At 43.4% G+C, this 15,575-nt stretch carries 11 protein-coding genes; 10 read left to right on the forward strand and 1 reads right to left on the reverse strand.

Annotated elements, in window-relative coordinates; translation table 11 throughout:
• The first annotated feature begins 21 nt into the window (after nt 1-21).
• Nucleotides 22-1,677, forward strand: a complete 1,656-nt coding sequence (locus tag ACGHEH_RS17445; protein ID WP_390447895.1) for an EAL domain-containing protein — start codon at nt 22-24, stop codon at nt 1,675-1,677.
• Here ACGHEH_RS17445 and ACGHEH_RS17450 read toward each other — a convergent pair.
• The gene (locus ACGHEH_RS17450) at nt 1,663-2,577 is read right to left on the reverse strand and encodes a 1-aminocyclopropane-1-carboxylate deaminase/D-cysteine desulfhydrase (RefSeq protein ID WP_390447898.1); all 915 of its coding nucleotides are present in this window, start codon (nt 2,575-2,577) and stop codon (nt 1,663-1,665) included. The genes ACGHEH_RS17445 and ACGHEH_RS17450 overlap by 15 nt on opposite strands.
• 213 nt (nt 2,578-2,790) lie before the next feature.
• Between ACGHEH_RS17450 and ACGHEH_RS17455 the strand changes: the two genes are divergently transcribed.
• The 9 genes from ACGHEH_RS17455 (at nt 2,791) to tldD (ending at nt 15,560) form a co-directional block, all read left to right on the forward strand.
• Nucleotides 2,791-4,857, forward strand: a complete 2,067-nt coding sequence (locus ACGHEH_RS17455) for an SUMF1/EgtB/PvdO family nonheme iron enzyme (RefSeq protein ID WP_390447902.1) — start codon at nt 2,791-2,793, stop codon at nt 4,855-4,857.
• A gap of 68 nt (nt 4,858-4,925) precedes the next feature.
• A complete protein-coding gene (locus ACGHEH_RS17460) occupies nt 4,926-5,969 on the forward strand; it encodes a rod shape-determining protein (RefSeq protein WP_058028534.1) in 1,044 nt (347 codons plus the stop codon).
• Nucleotides 5,969-6,808: a rod shape-determining protein MreC gene (mreC, locus tag ACGHEH_RS17465; RefSeq protein WP_138481648.1), complete on the forward strand. Its 840-nt coding sequence runs from the start codon at nt 5,969-5,971 to the stop codon at nt 6,806-6,808. Before ACGHEH_RS17460 ends, mreC begins: the two co-directional genes overlap by 1 nt.
• Entirely contained in the window at nt 6,801-7,280 is a 480-nt protein-coding gene (gene mreD, locus ACGHEH_RS17470; protein WP_138481646.1) for a rod shape-determining protein MreD, read from the forward strand. The genes mreC and mreD overlap by 8 nt, the downstream gene beginning before the upstream one ends.
• On the forward strand, nt 7,277-7,855 hold the full coding sequence (locus ACGHEH_RS17475; protein ID WP_390448195.1) for a Maf family protein: 579 nt from the start codon (nt 7,277-7,279) through the stop codon (nt 7,853-7,855). Before mreD ends, ACGHEH_RS17475 begins: the two co-directional genes overlap by 4 nt.
• Nucleotides 7,848-9,320, forward strand: coding sequence for a ribonuclease G (rng, locus tag ACGHEH_RS17480; protein ID WP_390447906.1), 1,473 nt, complete (start codon nt 7,848-7,850; stop codon nt 9,318-9,320). The genes ACGHEH_RS17475 and rng overlap by 8 nt, the downstream gene beginning before the upstream one ends.
• A gap of 54 nt (nt 9,321-9,374) precedes the next feature.
• Nucleotides 9,375-13,304 carry a YhdP family protein gene (locus ACGHEH_RS17485; protein WP_390447909.1) on the forward strand — a complete coding sequence of 1,310 codons (3,930 nt, stop codon included), beginning with the start codon at nt 9,375-9,377 and terminating at the stop codon, nt 13,302-13,304.
• Nucleotides 13,304-14,128 (forward strand): carbon-nitrogen hydrolase family protein, encoded by an 825-nt coding sequence (locus ACGHEH_RS17490; RefSeq protein WP_390447912.1) that lies wholly within the window; start codon nt 13,304-13,306, stop codon nt 14,126-14,128. Before ACGHEH_RS17485 ends, ACGHEH_RS17490 begins: the two co-directional genes overlap by 1 nt.
• Complete coding sequence (gene tldD / locus ACGHEH_RS17495; RefSeq protein ID WP_390447915.1) at nt 14,121-15,560, forward strand: metalloprotease TldD; 1,440 nt, start codon at nt 14,121-14,123, stop codon at nt 15,558-15,560. Before ACGHEH_RS17490 ends, tldD begins: the two co-directional genes overlap by 8 nt.
• Nucleotides 15,561-15,575 lie beyond the last annotated feature (15 nt).

A 15,575-nucleotide genomic window follows, 5' to 3' on the forward strand; every position in this document is an offset into this window, starting at 1 on the left:
CAATGTTGATTGAGGTGTTGTATGGTGATGAAGCCGCTATTTAAACGCGTAACAGACACATTATCTAAGTGGTATTTAGCGATTGCCTCGATATTACTTGTATGCTTTCTTAATGCACTGCTCATTCATTTATTCCACCTACAGATCCATCAAAGAGGCATGCAGTTTGTTCAGCAAGTAAGTTTATTGTCTGAAGTAGAGCGAACAGATGACAAACTCGATATATTGGCGCGACAATTTAACTTGCAGTTCGTCTCATTCGGCACAAAACCAAGTTCAAATATAAAAAACCTAGACACTTTTGAGTTTGAGGGCTCAACAATTTACGTACAACACCCAAAAGTATTGCAGAAGTATGCAAGCACCTTATTGATGTTTAATTTGTTATTTATAGGTCTAATTGTATTTGGCTATCGCTGGTGGCTGATATATAGAGTGAGACCTAAACCATTTCTTCGCCAACCACAGAAGTCTTTGCCTATCGAAAGAGAAAATGTGCTGCCTTCAATCCAGCAACCAAGAAGTACAGACGAGAATTTGTTTAGTATTTTTGCGTTGATCAAATGGAGCTATCACCTAGAAGAAGGTATCCACGCACAGCAGCATTTCGCGATTCAATTCCACAAGCACTTTTCTAAATATGCCAAATGCTCAGTTAAATACTTAAACTCAGGTGCTTTAGCGGTCACTATCGAGCAAGTTGCTTGGGGGGATGTCTCAGCTGTCAGTAAAAAAATGCACGAAGTGGTGTATCAAATCCTATTCGCCATTCGCGGTGACCTTTCACGTAAAGTGGTTAAATTAGGTGCTTGTTATTATCAGTCAAAATGTGATCAAACTCAGGTTTATCAGCTTGCACGCTCTGCATTAAGTGTTGCGACTAATAATGTGTGGCAGCATATTCACCTTACGCCACTCAATAAAACGCACGAAATATCTATGCAAAACTCAGAATCAGACTTCATTAAGTATATTGAGAATGGTCAGTTTATTCTCTTTTTCCAACCCTTATTCTGTTTTGCGACTCAAGAAATTACTCAGAGTGAAGCATTATTAAGAGTGAGGCATGAGAAGCTTGGTTTAATTGCGGCCAAGCAATTTGTTCCTCAGTTGCATAGCAAAGAAAGCTTATGGACATTAGACACTTTTATTGTCGAGCATACTTTTAAGGTGCTGGGTAAAGACAAAAGCCATTTGTTGGCGAGTGTGAACATTCATACTATTAATTGGTGCGATCCTAAATTTGCTAATTGGCTTTTGGAAAAGTTAGCACAAAGTAAGTTGGCAAAACGGGTATTATTTGAAATGACTTTAGATGATTTTTGTCAGCAACGTGTATTACTGGAAGATATAGTGTTCAGACTAGAAACAGTTGGTACGGGGTTAGTACTTGATCAAGTATCAGAGTCCTTTAATGTGAAGGACTTAAAGCAAGTGCAATGTATAAAAGCCTTAAAGCTATCTTTTGATCTTGTTCATAACATAGATGAGTCACATGCCCAGCAAAAGGTTATACGTCATATCGTTAGGCAGGGTAAACAGCTTGGCTTACCGGTTTATGCTGTGGGGGTTGAAACGCAAACCGAACTACGCTGCTTGCAGCGTTTAGGCGTAAAAGGTGCTCAGGGATATTATTTTTCGGAGCCACTTCAGCAGTTAGAGCTAGCGGGTTATTAAGCCGCGATATTTCAAACCGTCAAGACCTTGTAAACCGCCAGTATGAATGGCCATGATACTACTGCCCTGAGGGAAGTAATCTTGGCTTATGAGTTGCCATACAGTAAACAGCATTTTACCTGTATATATAGGCTCTAAAGGCAGTTGATATGTTTGTCTCATAAGCTGACAAAATGTCCAAACATCCTCTGTGAATTTACCATATCCACCGTAGTGATGATCTGTTAATAACTGCCATGGTGCGCCACTGTGATTATCTGTCAGTAGTTGCGCGATTTCTTGATTAAGATAGTCAGCTTGCTTTAAGACAGCGATGCCCATAACTTGGGTGTTGTGCGTGCACCCTTTGGCAAGCCCCGCGACAGTGCCTCCACTACCTGTTGCACAAATCACATAATCTGATTGAGGTAAACTTTTCGCTAATTCTGCCACACCGTTCAGTGCCGCTTTATTAGTACCACCCTCGGGTATAATGAAGCTGTTAGGAAATTCAGTTTGTAGGCTTTTCAGATAAGCAGGATCATAGCGCAATCGATACGTTTTACGGTTTACCGCATATAAGTTCATACCACAGGCACGGGTCATCTTAATGGTTGGGTTATTTTCATCAATGTCTGGCCCTCGAATAATTGCGTGACCAGTTAAGTTGAAAGTTTTACATGCCATTGCACTGGCATATAAATGGTTCGAGAAAGCACCGCCAAAGGTGACGAAAGAGTCATGGCCTTTGCTTTTCATATTGATCAAGTTGTATTTGAGCTTGCGCCATTTATTACCTGAAATGACAGGATGCAGTAAGTCATCTCGTTTAATTGCGAGCTTGATCTTTTTTTGTTCAAGTAACGGATGTTGAATTTCTTGAACGGGAGATTCAGGCAATACAAACTGATTATTATCCATACTGATGATGATTGAGTGTAAAACCTCAGTCTAACAGCTGAGATCTTGAGATGAAAATATTTCTAGAAAGGTAGCAAGCGGGTGGATAATAGTTGTAAACTCACATATTAGTGTGTTCAAAGCTTGTGTTTTACTGTTTAAGTACATAGCATAAAGCATTAATTATAAAAAATAACAAAGACCAAATAATCGCCGCTTTTGGGAATGGAAAATATGCGAATCGCTCCTTTATCTCTCTTGATATCTGCTACATTACTGGCAGCCAATGTATTTGCACAAGATACCGCGACCGTCACAGCAATCGAAGCTGAATTGTCAGTCAAGCAAAACGAATTAGAAAACTATACTCAGATTTTAGATAAGCATCTCAGTGAAGAAACACGTTTAGTGTCACAGCTAGACTTGCTAAGAAACCGTTCTACCGAGCTAGATAAAGAAAAAAACCAAGCGCTCGATGCAATGAACGAGTTATATCGCAGGCTTATCGATGATCCTTCTTTAAACATTTCAGCCGCTCAAACGCGATATCAAGAAGCGGTTGCTTTACATAAACAGAATAAAGAAGATATCACTATGCAATTGGCGGCGATTGCATCACACCGACAAGATATCAAACAGATTCGCATTACCAAACACACCTTAGTTAATACCCTTGAGAGCTTAAAAGACCAATTAAGCACCGCCCGAGTCGAGCGCTTAAGAAACGAATTTAGCCGTGAAGGCACGCTAGAAATCGAACATACCATTAACTGTAAGCGTACAGAAACGCTAGCGGCATGTGAGCAACGTGGTCAGCAGATGGGTCTGCAGAAGTCGACGCAACGTTTTATTGACCAACTATTTGCAAACTTGACTGAGCAGCGTTTGGTTGAGCCAAAACGCAACCTAGCTGGTGCACAAGTGAAAGTAGTGAGCAGTCATGTCACTGCAAGCTCTTTCAGTGGTCAAGGCAATTACAGCGTAAACTTGAGTGTGACGATGCGAGGCGATGTGAATGCTAGTCGCTTATGTGGCTTATTGAGCGTCGATAACCGCTTCTGTTCAGAATATGGCACGCCATTATCTGGTGGTATCGGGTATCATAATAGTTACCCAACAACGTTTTCTGACACCCAGCTTAATTACGCAGAAGATAACGCTGTGACGCAACCGCGCACGGTTATGCCTGTGGTAGAGCGAGCGCCAACACCTGTTGCATCAGCACCAGTTCAGAAACAAACAGATAAACTGGTTGAGCTAACATTGCGCTCTAACGTATACGACGATGAAGTATTCATTAATGGTGTGAGCTATGGCTCCACAAAACTGAATTTACAAATCCCAGTTGGCATGCATGAAATTGAAGTACGTAAGTTGGGGTATGAACCTTATAAAACACGTGTGAATATTCGCCGTGCACAAACGATCCATGCGCAGCTTGTAAAAAAGCCTAGAGCGGCAAAGGTAGCTCAACCTTTGTCGTCGAACCCAAAAGTCGAGACTAAAAAGGTAGAGCAACCTGCAGTAAGCCTAGTTTCAGAGTCGCCAGTTACATCTCAAGCAGTGAGTTTGGTTAATCAGTCAGTGAACAACCAAATCAGTATTATTCCTGCAGGCTCATTTAAGATGGGTGATCTAACGGGTAATGGTTTGGCGAATGAAAGACCCGTTGTTGAGAAGGTATTGAGCAATTCATACGCGATGCAAAGCAAAGAAGTGACGGTTTCTGAATTTCGACGCTTTGTGCAAAGCACTGGGTTTACAACCGATGCTGAAAAAGCAAAAGGGTGCGCTTACTATCGAAACGGCGAACCAGTATGGGAGCTAGATTATAACTGGCAAAACCCAGGTTATGAGCAAAGTGAGAACTTTCCGGTTGTTTGTGTGTCTTATGAAGACGCAAAAGCCTACGCAAACTGGTTATCTGGGGAAGAAGGCAAACAATATCGTCTACCTAATGAGGTTGAGTGGGAGTACGCAGCGCGTGCAGGCACAACCTCAGAATACCCTTGGGGTAATGAGATTGGCAAAAACCTAGCAAACTGTGGTTGGTGTGGCAGTGAATGGTCAAATAGGAGTGCAGCCCCTGTTGGTGAATTTGCACCTAATAACTATGGCCTATACGACACGGTAGGTAACGTCTGGGAGTGGACACAAAAACGTGCCTCTCAGAATGATGTTACTGTACGCGGTGGTGCTTGGAACTTTGCACCAAGTCTTGCGCGTGTATCGACACGTTTGGCGTTAGCACCCGATTTCAGAGCAAATTATATCGGCTTTCGTTTAGTACGAGAGCGCTAAAAATTATTAGTGGCAGTCTAGTTGGCTGCCACTGTGTTTAAAAGAATTCTTTAAGGTTATTCAACCTCATGTTTAAAAAATTACGCGGATTATTCTCTAACGACCTATCAATCGATTTAGGTACGGCAAACACCCTTATTTATGTTAAAGAAGAAGGCATTGTACTAAACGAACCTTCAGTAGTGGCCATTCGTCAAGAACGAGCTGGTGGACCTAAAAGTGTGGCGTCAGTGGGTACTGCGGCAAAGCAAATGCTCGGCCGTACACCTGGTAACATCAAAGCAATTCGCCCAATGAAAGATGGGGTGATTGCAGACTTCTATGTGACTGAAAAAATGCTACAGCACTTCATCAAGCAAGTGCACAATAATAATTTTATGCGCCCAAGCCCTCGTGTACTTATTTGTGTACCTTGTGGTGCAACTCAAGTTGAAAAGCGTGCAATTCGTGAATCTGCAATGGGCGCTGGTGCCCGTGAGGTTTACCTAATCGAAGAGCCGATGGCTGCTGCAATTGGTGCTGGCTTACCAGTATCTGAAGCAACGGGTTCTATGGTTGTTGATATTGGTGGTGGTACAACCGAAGTTGCGATTATCTCTTTAAATGGTGTGGTTTATTCATCATCGGTACGTATCGGTGGTGATAAGTTCGACGAAGCGATTATCAACTATGTTCGTCGTAACTTTGGTAGCTTAATCGGTGAAGCAACAGCAGAGACTATCAAGCATGAAATTGGTTCGGCATTTAAGAGCGAAGAGCCAATTGAAATTGAAGTTCGCGGCCGTAACCTAGCGGAAGGTGTACCACGTTCATTTACTCTAAACTCACACGAAATTTTAGAGGCACTTCAAGAGCCGTTAATGGGTATCGTGAGTGCGGTAATGGTTGCACTAGAGCAATCTCCACCAGAACTTGCTTCTGATATATCTGCGCACGGTATGGTGCTGACTGGTGGTGGCGCGCTACTAAAAGACTTAGATAGACTTCTTATGGAAGAAACAGGTATTCCAGTTGTGGTTGCTGACGACCCGCTAACTTGTGTTGCTCGTGGTGGTGGTAAAGCGCTTGAAATGATTGATATGCATGGTGGTGATGTATTTAGTTACGACTAATGAACTTATTATTTGGCCGTACGATATCACTACAATTTAGGCTGACCGTCGCGGTCATTTTAAGTATTTTACTAATACTTGGTGATCGCTATACGAGCGGCGGTACTGTGCTGCGTACCAGCTTGCATACACTGGTAAGTCCCCTGCTGTACTTTGCTAATGTGCCTTATGAGGTGTTGAGCCTAGGTGCGCGCAGCTTACAAACTCGAGATCAACTGCTTGACGAAAACCAAGCGCTCAGAGAAAAGCAGTTACTTCAGAGTGAGCAGCTGCAACAACTACAATTTCTACAAAAAGAAAATCAAGAGCTCAGAGCTTTATTAAATGCCTCTTCGCGTGAGAAAAGCTCTCGTCTTATTGGTCAAGTACTCTCTGTGCATTCAAATCGATATAGTCATCAAGTGGTGATAAACCGAGGCACTATAGATGGTTTGCAAGTAGGGCAAGCGGTTATTGATGAGCTTGGTATTGTAGGTCAAGTGACGCATACCGGTACCACAACTTCTCGCGTCTTACTCGTTACAGACACCACACACGCAACGCCAGTCCGTATTTTAAGAAATGATGTGCGTACGGTCGTTGAGGGTATGGGTAAATTAAATCAGTTAACCCTGTCACATGTACCTCATAGTTTGGATGTTAGAATAGGGGATGTATTGGTGACTTCAGGGCTAGGTGGTACTTTTCCTGAGGGCTACCCAGTTGCTGTTGTCACCTCCATTGATCGTGATGAAAGTGTGCCTTTTGCGAAAGTGTATGCGGAGCCAATTGCACAATTAGACCGAGTCCGCTTATTGGTGGTATTGGGCAAACAAAGCTTGGAAAATCGTAATGATTAAGCGTCATTATTTATTGATTTGTTTTTCACTTTTTTTAGCATTAGTCATGGCACTGATGCCGTTACCCTTGTCTACAGATATCTTTCGACCTGACTGGGTACTGCTAGTGCTCATGTATTGGTCGTTGGCTTTACCCCACCGAGTTAACATTGGTTGGGCGTGGGTAACAGGGCTTATTATTGATTTAGCAACCGGCTCGCCGCTGGGGGTTAACTCATTGTGTTACTCGATATGTATTTATATTACAGTGAGTAACTTTCAAAAAATTCGTAACTTTTCGATTTGGCAGCAAGCAGTATTAGTCGGTTTGTTCTTAGCCTTATATCATTTGCTACAATTTTGGTTGAATCACTTCTTACTCGATATTTATTTTAATCCTGAGTATTTATGGCCCGCCCTGACTGGGATGTTTTGTTGGCCGTGGATCTTTTTACTACTGCGTAAATATCGAAGACAATTTAGGATCAGATAATGACCACGCTTTACCTCGCTTCAGCTTCAGCAAGACGTAAGCAACTGCTTGCGCAATTAGGTTATGAGTTTGTCCAGTTTTCAGTCGACGCAGATGAATCGCAACTCGCTGGAGAAACGCCATTACAGTTAGTCGAACGTTTGGCACGTATTAAGGCTCAAACAGGTGTGGCTATGGGATATGACGATAAACCAGTGCTAGGCAGTGATACTGTGGTTGTTGTAGATAATTTAGCGCTGGGTAAACCTGTTGATGAAGTTGATTTTACCGCTATGATGCAGCGTTTATCGGGCCGAACTCATCAAGTATTAACCGCCATTGCCGTTGCTGATAAGCACAAGGTAGTGAGTCAAGTTGTGGCAACAGATGTGACGTTTAAAGCGTTAACAGATGAAGAAATTACCGCTTATTGGCAGACAGGCGAGCCGCAAGACAAAGCTGGCGGTTATGGGATCCAAGGTCTTGGAGGTCGTTTTGTTACCCAGATGTCGGGTAGCTATTTTGCCGTAGTCGGCTTACCTTTATATGAGACAGATGAATTAATAAAAGCATTTATAGCGGGGGCGCATGAGTAGTGAATTATTAATTAATGTGACACCTAGTGAGAGTCGTGTTGCTTTAATCGAAAATGGCGTGCTGCAAGAAATACAAGTTGAGCGAGTGGGCAACCTAGGTATTGTAGGTAATATTTACTTGGGTAAAGTAAGCCGAGTGTTACCGGGTATGCAGGCTGCCTTTGTAGATATAGGTTTAGAAAAAGCCGCATTTCTTCACGCTTCTGATATCGTCAACAGTGCATCTGTTGAGGAAGGCGTGGACGATCAGCCAGTCAAAAAAGTACAAGATATTCGTGAATTGGTTAAGCAAGGCCAATACATCATGGTGCAAGTGGTAAAAGATCCATTGGGTACCAAAGGGGCACGTTTAACCACAGACATTACCATTCCTTCGCGTTATTTGGTGTTTATGCCAGATGCCACGCATGTTGGCGTAAGTCAGCGTATTGAAACTGAAGAGGAACGCAGTCGTCTTAAAAAGATTGTGGCGCAATACAATGATGAAAATGGTGGCTTTATCGTTCGTACTGCTGCAGAGGGCGCGACTGAGGCTGAACTGCAACATGATGCTGAGTTTTTGAAAAAGCTATGGCAGAAAATCATTGGTCGTCGTCGAAAAACCAGTAAAGCCGCGATTTTGCACGAAGATCTGACTTTGGCATTTAGAACATTGCGAGATTATGTCGGTGAAGACATGGAGCGTATCCGTGTTGATTCGAAGTTGACCTATCAAGAGCTTAAAACCTTCACCGAAGAGTTCGTACCGCTGTTGTCTAATGCCTTAGAGTACTATCCGGGTGAGCGGCCGATTTTCGATTTATTTGATGTTGAGAGTGAAATTCAAAAAGCGCTTCATCGAAAAGTGGATTTAAAATCAGGCGGTTATCTAATCATAGATCAAACCGAAGCGATGACAACGGTTGACGTAAACACAGGAGCGTTTGTTGGTCATCGTAATTTAGAAGAAACCATTTTTAATACCAATGTTGAGGCTACATCTGCAATTGCGCGTCAACTAAGACTGCGTAACCTAGGTGGTATTATTATTATCGACTTCATCGATATGGTATCAGATGAGCACAAGCGTCGAGTATTACATTCTCTAGAAACAGCACTTGCTAAAGACAGAGCCAAAGCCAATATTAATGGCTTATCAGCTTTGGGCTTAGTAGAGATGACGCGCAAGCGAACGCGCGAGAGTTTAGAGCATATCTTATGTGATGTATGCCCATCATGTTCAGGCCGCGGTTCATTGAAAACCGTTGAGACAGTCTGCTATGAGATCCTACGTGAAATTGTGCGAGTCAACCGCGCTTATGATGCTGATAAGTTCATGGTTTATGCGTCGGCAGCGGTGAGTGAAGCGTTAATTAATGACGAGTATCACAACCTTGCAGAACTTGAACTGTTTATTGGTAAACAAGTTAGTATTCAAACAGAGAACTTGTATAGCCAAGAGCAGTTTGACGTTGTCATGATGTAAGGCGATTAAACACCCATGCAAGTCAAAGCGGTTTGTTTTTTTTGTTTGCGAAAAGTGTGGCAACTGATTGCTGTCACACTGGTTTTGCTTGCCGTTTTGGTCTCTGTTTTTCGCTATAGCCTGCCTTATGCTAATAACTATAAACACGACCTAGAAGTGCTCATCAATGAGCAGTTTAACGTCGACTTACGTATCGGCTCAATCACTGCGAGCTGGGAGGGCGTAGGCCCTGCCTTAGTGCTTGAAGACGTCACCTTTGACGATAACAACAACTCGCCAATCCGACTGCGTATCGATAACACCAGTCTACAAATTAACGTCATTGAGTCTTTGCGCTTTCTGCAGCTGAGATCTGACTATTTTGTTTTAGAAGGCTTTGCTGCAGATGTCGATTTAAATGCACTGGATATCTCAACTCAACAAAGCGACACCGAGTTTGAACAACAGGCTTTAATAGAAAGTTTATTTCTGGGGGAATCAGGACACTTTGCAATCAAAAATAGTAGTCTTAACCTCACGATGCGCAATGGCAAAGAGCATACCCTGCTTCTTGAGGATGTTATTTGGCAAAACAATGTTTTGGCACACCGAGGTACAGGTGTGGTTGGGATCCCTGGACTCACCGAAGGGCAATTAAGTGCTGATTTACTCTTAACGGGAAAGACATTGGCTGAATTAGCCGGAGAGGTTTACTTTCAAGCTTCCCAAGTAGATCTGCAAGATTGGCTATCGCCTTATCTAGACGAAAATAAACAAAACTTATACACCGATATCAACGGTCAAATGTGGATGTCATTGGCACATGGTAAGGTCAAAAACATTCAGTTGAATATGCAGCCGAGCCATATTCATTGGCAACAAGATAATCAAGCACAGCAACTTAGCTTAATGCAGGCAAAAGGCTTGATGTTGCCAAGCAGGTCAGGGTGGTCGTTACAAAGTTCAGAGATTAACTTCACCCGTAATAATCTTGCTTACACTGATATTGCGATAGTTGCTGAATTGGCAGAGCGCCAATCAGTATGGTTTAAGGGGCTGGATTTACCACTTATTTCAGAGTTTATTCAATTAACCAATTTACCAAATACAGACTTAATTGCTGAGTTAGCCCCAGAAGGGGCACTACAAGGTAAGTTAGAATTTGAAACCAATACCGAACCAAAAGTGTGGCTCTATTCTGACAAACTAAACTGGCAGTATGCCCGAGGTATTCCTGCTACTGAGCCACTGCGATTAGAAGTAAAAGCGATAGGTGAGCAGGCAGTTATAGAGCTATATTCGCAACAAGGGCAATTACATACTGCGGATATGTTTGCCAAACCGATTGCTTATGAGCAATTAGCAGGGCGTTTTGATATAGATAAGTTTAATGGTCATTGGCGTGTCACCAGTGACTCTATCTGGCTAGATAATCAAGACTTAACCCTCGCAGCAGAAATGCAGTTGCGGTTACTTGAACAACCTGAACTTGATTTATACGTTGAAGTAAAAGGTGGTAACGGGCAAATCGCGAAGCACTATTTTCCACAGACGTTAATGGCTGAATCACTCATCAATTACTTAAATGATGCCATTAAAGCGGGTCAGCATCTAGGTTCTCAAGTGTTGCTTTCAGGCAAGTTAACAGACTTTCCGTATATAGATAAAACAGGTCGATTCGAAGTTTTATCAGAACTCAGCCAGACAGAGTTTGCCTTTGCGCCCGAATGGCCCGCAGTCAAAGAAGCGGCTGCGACACTGCACTTTGCCAACGAGCGTATGGATATTTACGTTGATGAGGGCAAGCTGATCAATCAGTCAATTGACGGTGGTGTGCTAGTGAGTCTGGCAAATTTAGAACAGGCAAATAACCTCACTGTTGATATCAAACAAACAACGCAAGCACAAAGCTTAGGTGCATTTTTTGCAAAAACGCCTTTAAAAGATCCCTTAACAAACGTCTTTGATGTGGTACAAGCACAAGGCGCGGTGACGGGAGATGTGTTACTAGATATTGACTTAAAAAGTCTCGCCGTAAACGCCACAGGTCGAGTGTTATTGGATGATAACTCAGTCTATTTAGCTCAACCGGGCATGCAGTTAAATCAGGTGAGCGGGACATTAACATTTGATGATGAGGTTATAGATTTAAAAGCGGCGAGTGCATCTTGGCTAGAGATGCCTCTGACCTTGTCTGTACATGGTGAATCACTGGCGCAAGCTTACAAGGTTGAAATAGATACGTTACTAAAAGCGAGTACGGACAAGTTATTACCTTATGGGCATGGGATCATGGACGGTTACCTAGTAGGAACAACCGACTTAAACACACAAGTTACATTAGACTTTGCACCACAAGGATTCACATATGACGCCAAATTTACATCGGACTTAATCGGCTTAGAAAGTTCTTTGCCATTGCCTTACAGCAAAAAAGCTGAAACCAGTTGGCCCTTATCTGGTCAAGTACGTGGCGACGACATTTCAAACCTTATCACGGCGAGTATTCAAGAAAAGCTATTCTTTAATGCCATTTTAGAAAATGAAACTGGTCGTTTTAGCAATACCCATATCATTGCAGCACGACAAGACCGAGGTTTAGCGCAACAAGATTTTCAGGTGTCTATTGAGTTACCTGAAATAGCATTGGTGCCGTGGGTAGATTTTATTGATCGATTAATCCAGATCAGCGCTCAGCCTTCAGATAGTCCTAGTATGTTGCCTAAGCTCCATGAAATAGCTGCGCAGATAGATACGTTAACCATTTCAGGCTTACCGTTTAACGATTTTGAAATGCGTTTGGAGCCAGTTGCAACAGGCACAAAAATCCGTCTCAATGCCAAAGAGTTACGTGCGACGGTCGCGGTACCAGAAGGTGGCTCAAGTCGACCTATCCAGATAGATAGTGATTATTTACGTTTAAATATACCTGAAACAGAACCAGATACAGTCTCCTCAAAACCTGACAGTGCTGAATCGTTACAATGGCTCACCCGTATGCCTGCCATTGAGATGTTGTGTGCTGATTGTAAAGTGAAAACCTATCAACTAGATAAAGTGTCATTGTCTATGTTTGGTGATGGGGAAAAGTTTAATATTTCAGAGTTAGTGGTTGATAAGCAAGATCATGTATTTCGAGGTCAAGGTAGCTGGCAAGACGGCATGACGGAGATCAGCGGCATCATGAATAGTCGTGATATTGGTGAGTTGCTTTCAGAGTTCGACTTAACCTCGTCAATTAAAGATTCAAAAGCCAATATGCACTATCAATTGAGTTGGCAAGGCGCGCCTTATAAAGTCCATGTGCCTAGCCTAGCGGGAGACATTCAATGGGAGTTGGGCGAAGGTCATTTATCAGAGATCAGTGATAAAGGCGCCCGAGTCTTCTCACTGCTTAGTCTCGACTCTTTGGTACGCAAGCTAAAACTTGATTTTCGTGATGTCTTCTCAAAAGGCTTCTTCTACAACAGTATGGAAGGCAGCATGCAAATCGCAGAAGGGATCGCGTACACCAAAGACACGAAAATGGATGGGGTTCCCGCCGATTTGACCATTCAAGGCTTTGCCAATTTAGACACCCAAGAAATTAACTATGATTTAGCGGTTGCGCCTCAGGTGACCTCGAGTTTGCCTGTGATTGTGGGCTGGATGGTGAATCCGGTAACGGGTATTGCCGCTTTGGCACTCGACCAAGTATTGCACTCGGCAAGGGTTATCTCTGAAATTAAGTTTAAAGTCACAGGCACCATGCAAGAGCCTGTGGTGACGGAGATTGACAGAAAGAGTCGTGAAATCGAGATCCCTAAACCTGCACAAAGTGAACCCCCAGCACCGAGTGAACAACCAGCCTCTCAGCCAGTTGTTGAAGGTGAGGCCTTAAGCCAGCCTTCTTTGAGTGCTAGTCCGGTTAAAGCTGGGACGTTAGTGACAGGTCAAATCCCAGTAAAAACACAACAAAACGTACAAAGCAAAAACACAGATAAAGCGAACGAAGGAGGAAATTAATGCATCCTCAGGCTTTTATTGTGCAGATGTGCTCAACCATGAGCGCAGAGCAAAACTTCAACTATCTGCAACAGCAACTTACCCAAGCAAATTTAAAACAACCGGCTTTAGTCTGTTTGCCCGAAACTTGGATATGCTTTAACAAAGATGGTGCAACCACGCTTGAACAGAGTAAAAGCAACCACCTTTGGGTTGAGAAGTTAGCGCAACTATGTCGCCAATTTGGTATTTGGCTTGCTGCAGGCACCATTGCATTACCCTCTGAAAATACTGGTAAATACTATGCTGCCAGCCTACTCTTTAATGAACAGGGTGAGGTTGTAGCGCAATATAACAAGATCCATTTATTTGATGCGCAAGTACAAGATGGTAGTGGTGGCTATCGAGAGTCCAAGTTTACCCAAGCGGGCAGTGATGTGGTGGTTGTCGATTCGCCCTTTGGCAGAATTGGTTTAAGTGTATGTTATGATGTGCGTTTTGCAGGCCTTTATCAGAAGATGATGGCACTGGGTGCAGATATTATTTTAGTCCCTAGCGCATTTACTACAGTCACCGGAAAAGCACATTGGTTGCCTTTACTGCAAGCCCGAGCCATAGAAACACAATGCTATGTATTGGCGGCAGCACAAGTAGGACAGCATGACAATGGCAGAGCGACTTACGGCCACAGTGTTGCTATCTCACCTTGGGGTGAGGTGTTAGCGAATGCCAAAACTGAGCTGACAAACATAGAGTGTCAGCTAGATTTATCAGAACTCCAACAAGTTCGTGCCAGTTTACCTGTGCACCAACATAACCGATTTAAGAGCACGTTTTATGAATAATGTTGAGCAGAACTTATTAACGGATAGTCAGCTTACCAGAGAGCAACTCGAGCAAACTCTAAGCTATATTCACCAACATCAAGTTGATTACGCAGATTTATACTTTCAATCAAGTTATAACGAGACTTGGGTGCTAGAAGACGGCCTAGTAAAAGAAGGCAGTTATAACATCGAGCGTGGTGTCGGTGTACGTGCGGTTTCAGGTGAAAAAACCGGTTTCTCATATTCAGATGCCATCAACATCGAAGCATTAAATAAAGCGGCAATGGCTGCGCGTAGTATTGCGCAAACGGGCGAAAGCAAAGCAGTACAAGTATTTAGTGACGTTACAGCTAAGCAGCAATTTGCGCCACTGCAACCAATCACCAGTATGAGTGATAACGACAAAGTTGCGCTTTTAAAAGAGATTGAAAACTACATTCGTGAGCTTGCACCTGGTGCACAGCAGGTTGTTAGCTCGATGTCTGCGGTCTATGAAGAAGTGTTAGTGGCAGCCAGTGATGGCACTTTTGCGACTGACATTCGTCCGCTGATCCGCCTTAATTGCTCAGTATTACTTGAGAAGAATGGCCGCCGTGAACGTGGCGGTGCAGGTGGCGGTGCACGCCTAGATTATGGCTACTTTAAAGAGCTAGTCGACGGCAAGCCACGTTGGATGGAATACGCCAAAGAAGCGGTTCGTATGGCAAAAGTAAACCTGGAGGCGATTGACGCGCCAGCAGGCGCTATGCCTGTTGTGTTGGGTGCTGGTTGGCCAGGCGTGTTGTTACACGAAGCGGTAGGTCACGGTTTAGAAGGCGACTTTAACCGTAAAGGCGCATCGGCATTTAGCGGTAAAGTGGGCGAGAAAGTAGCTTCTAGTTTATGTACAGTAGTCGATGATGGCACTATTGCTGACCGTCGTGGCTCCTTAAACATAGATGATGAAGGCACGCCAGCGGGTTATAACGTGCTTATTGAGAATGGTATTCTGAAAGGCTACATGCAAGATAAGATGAATGCGCGGCTGATGGGTGTGGCTCCAACCGGTAATGGTCGTCGCGAGTCTTACGCGCACTTACCCATGCCGCGCATGACCAATACCTATATGTTACCGGGTGAGCACAGCCAAGAAGAGATCATCAGTACCGTGAAAAAAGGCGTGTTTGCGTCAAACTTCGGTGGTGGTCAGGTTGATATTACTTCGGGTAAGTTTGTATTCTCAGCCTCTGAAGCGTATTTAATTGAAGATGGCAAAATCACGCAACCGATTAAAGGTGCAACCTTAATCGGCAATGGACCAGATGTAATGCATAAGATCTCTATGGTCGGTAACGATTTAGAGCTAGATCGCGGTGTCGGCGTATGTGGTAAAGATGGCCAAAGTGTGCCGGTTGGTGTGGGCCAGCCAAGCTTGAAGATCGACGAAATCACAGTGGGTGGAACAGCTTAAGCAATAGTTTATACC

Source organism: Pseudoalteromonas sp. MTN2-4 (genome assembly GCF_042848605.1).
Lineage (GTDB): Bacteria > Pseudomonadota > Gammaproteobacteria > Enterobacterales > Alteromonadaceae > Pseudoalteromonas.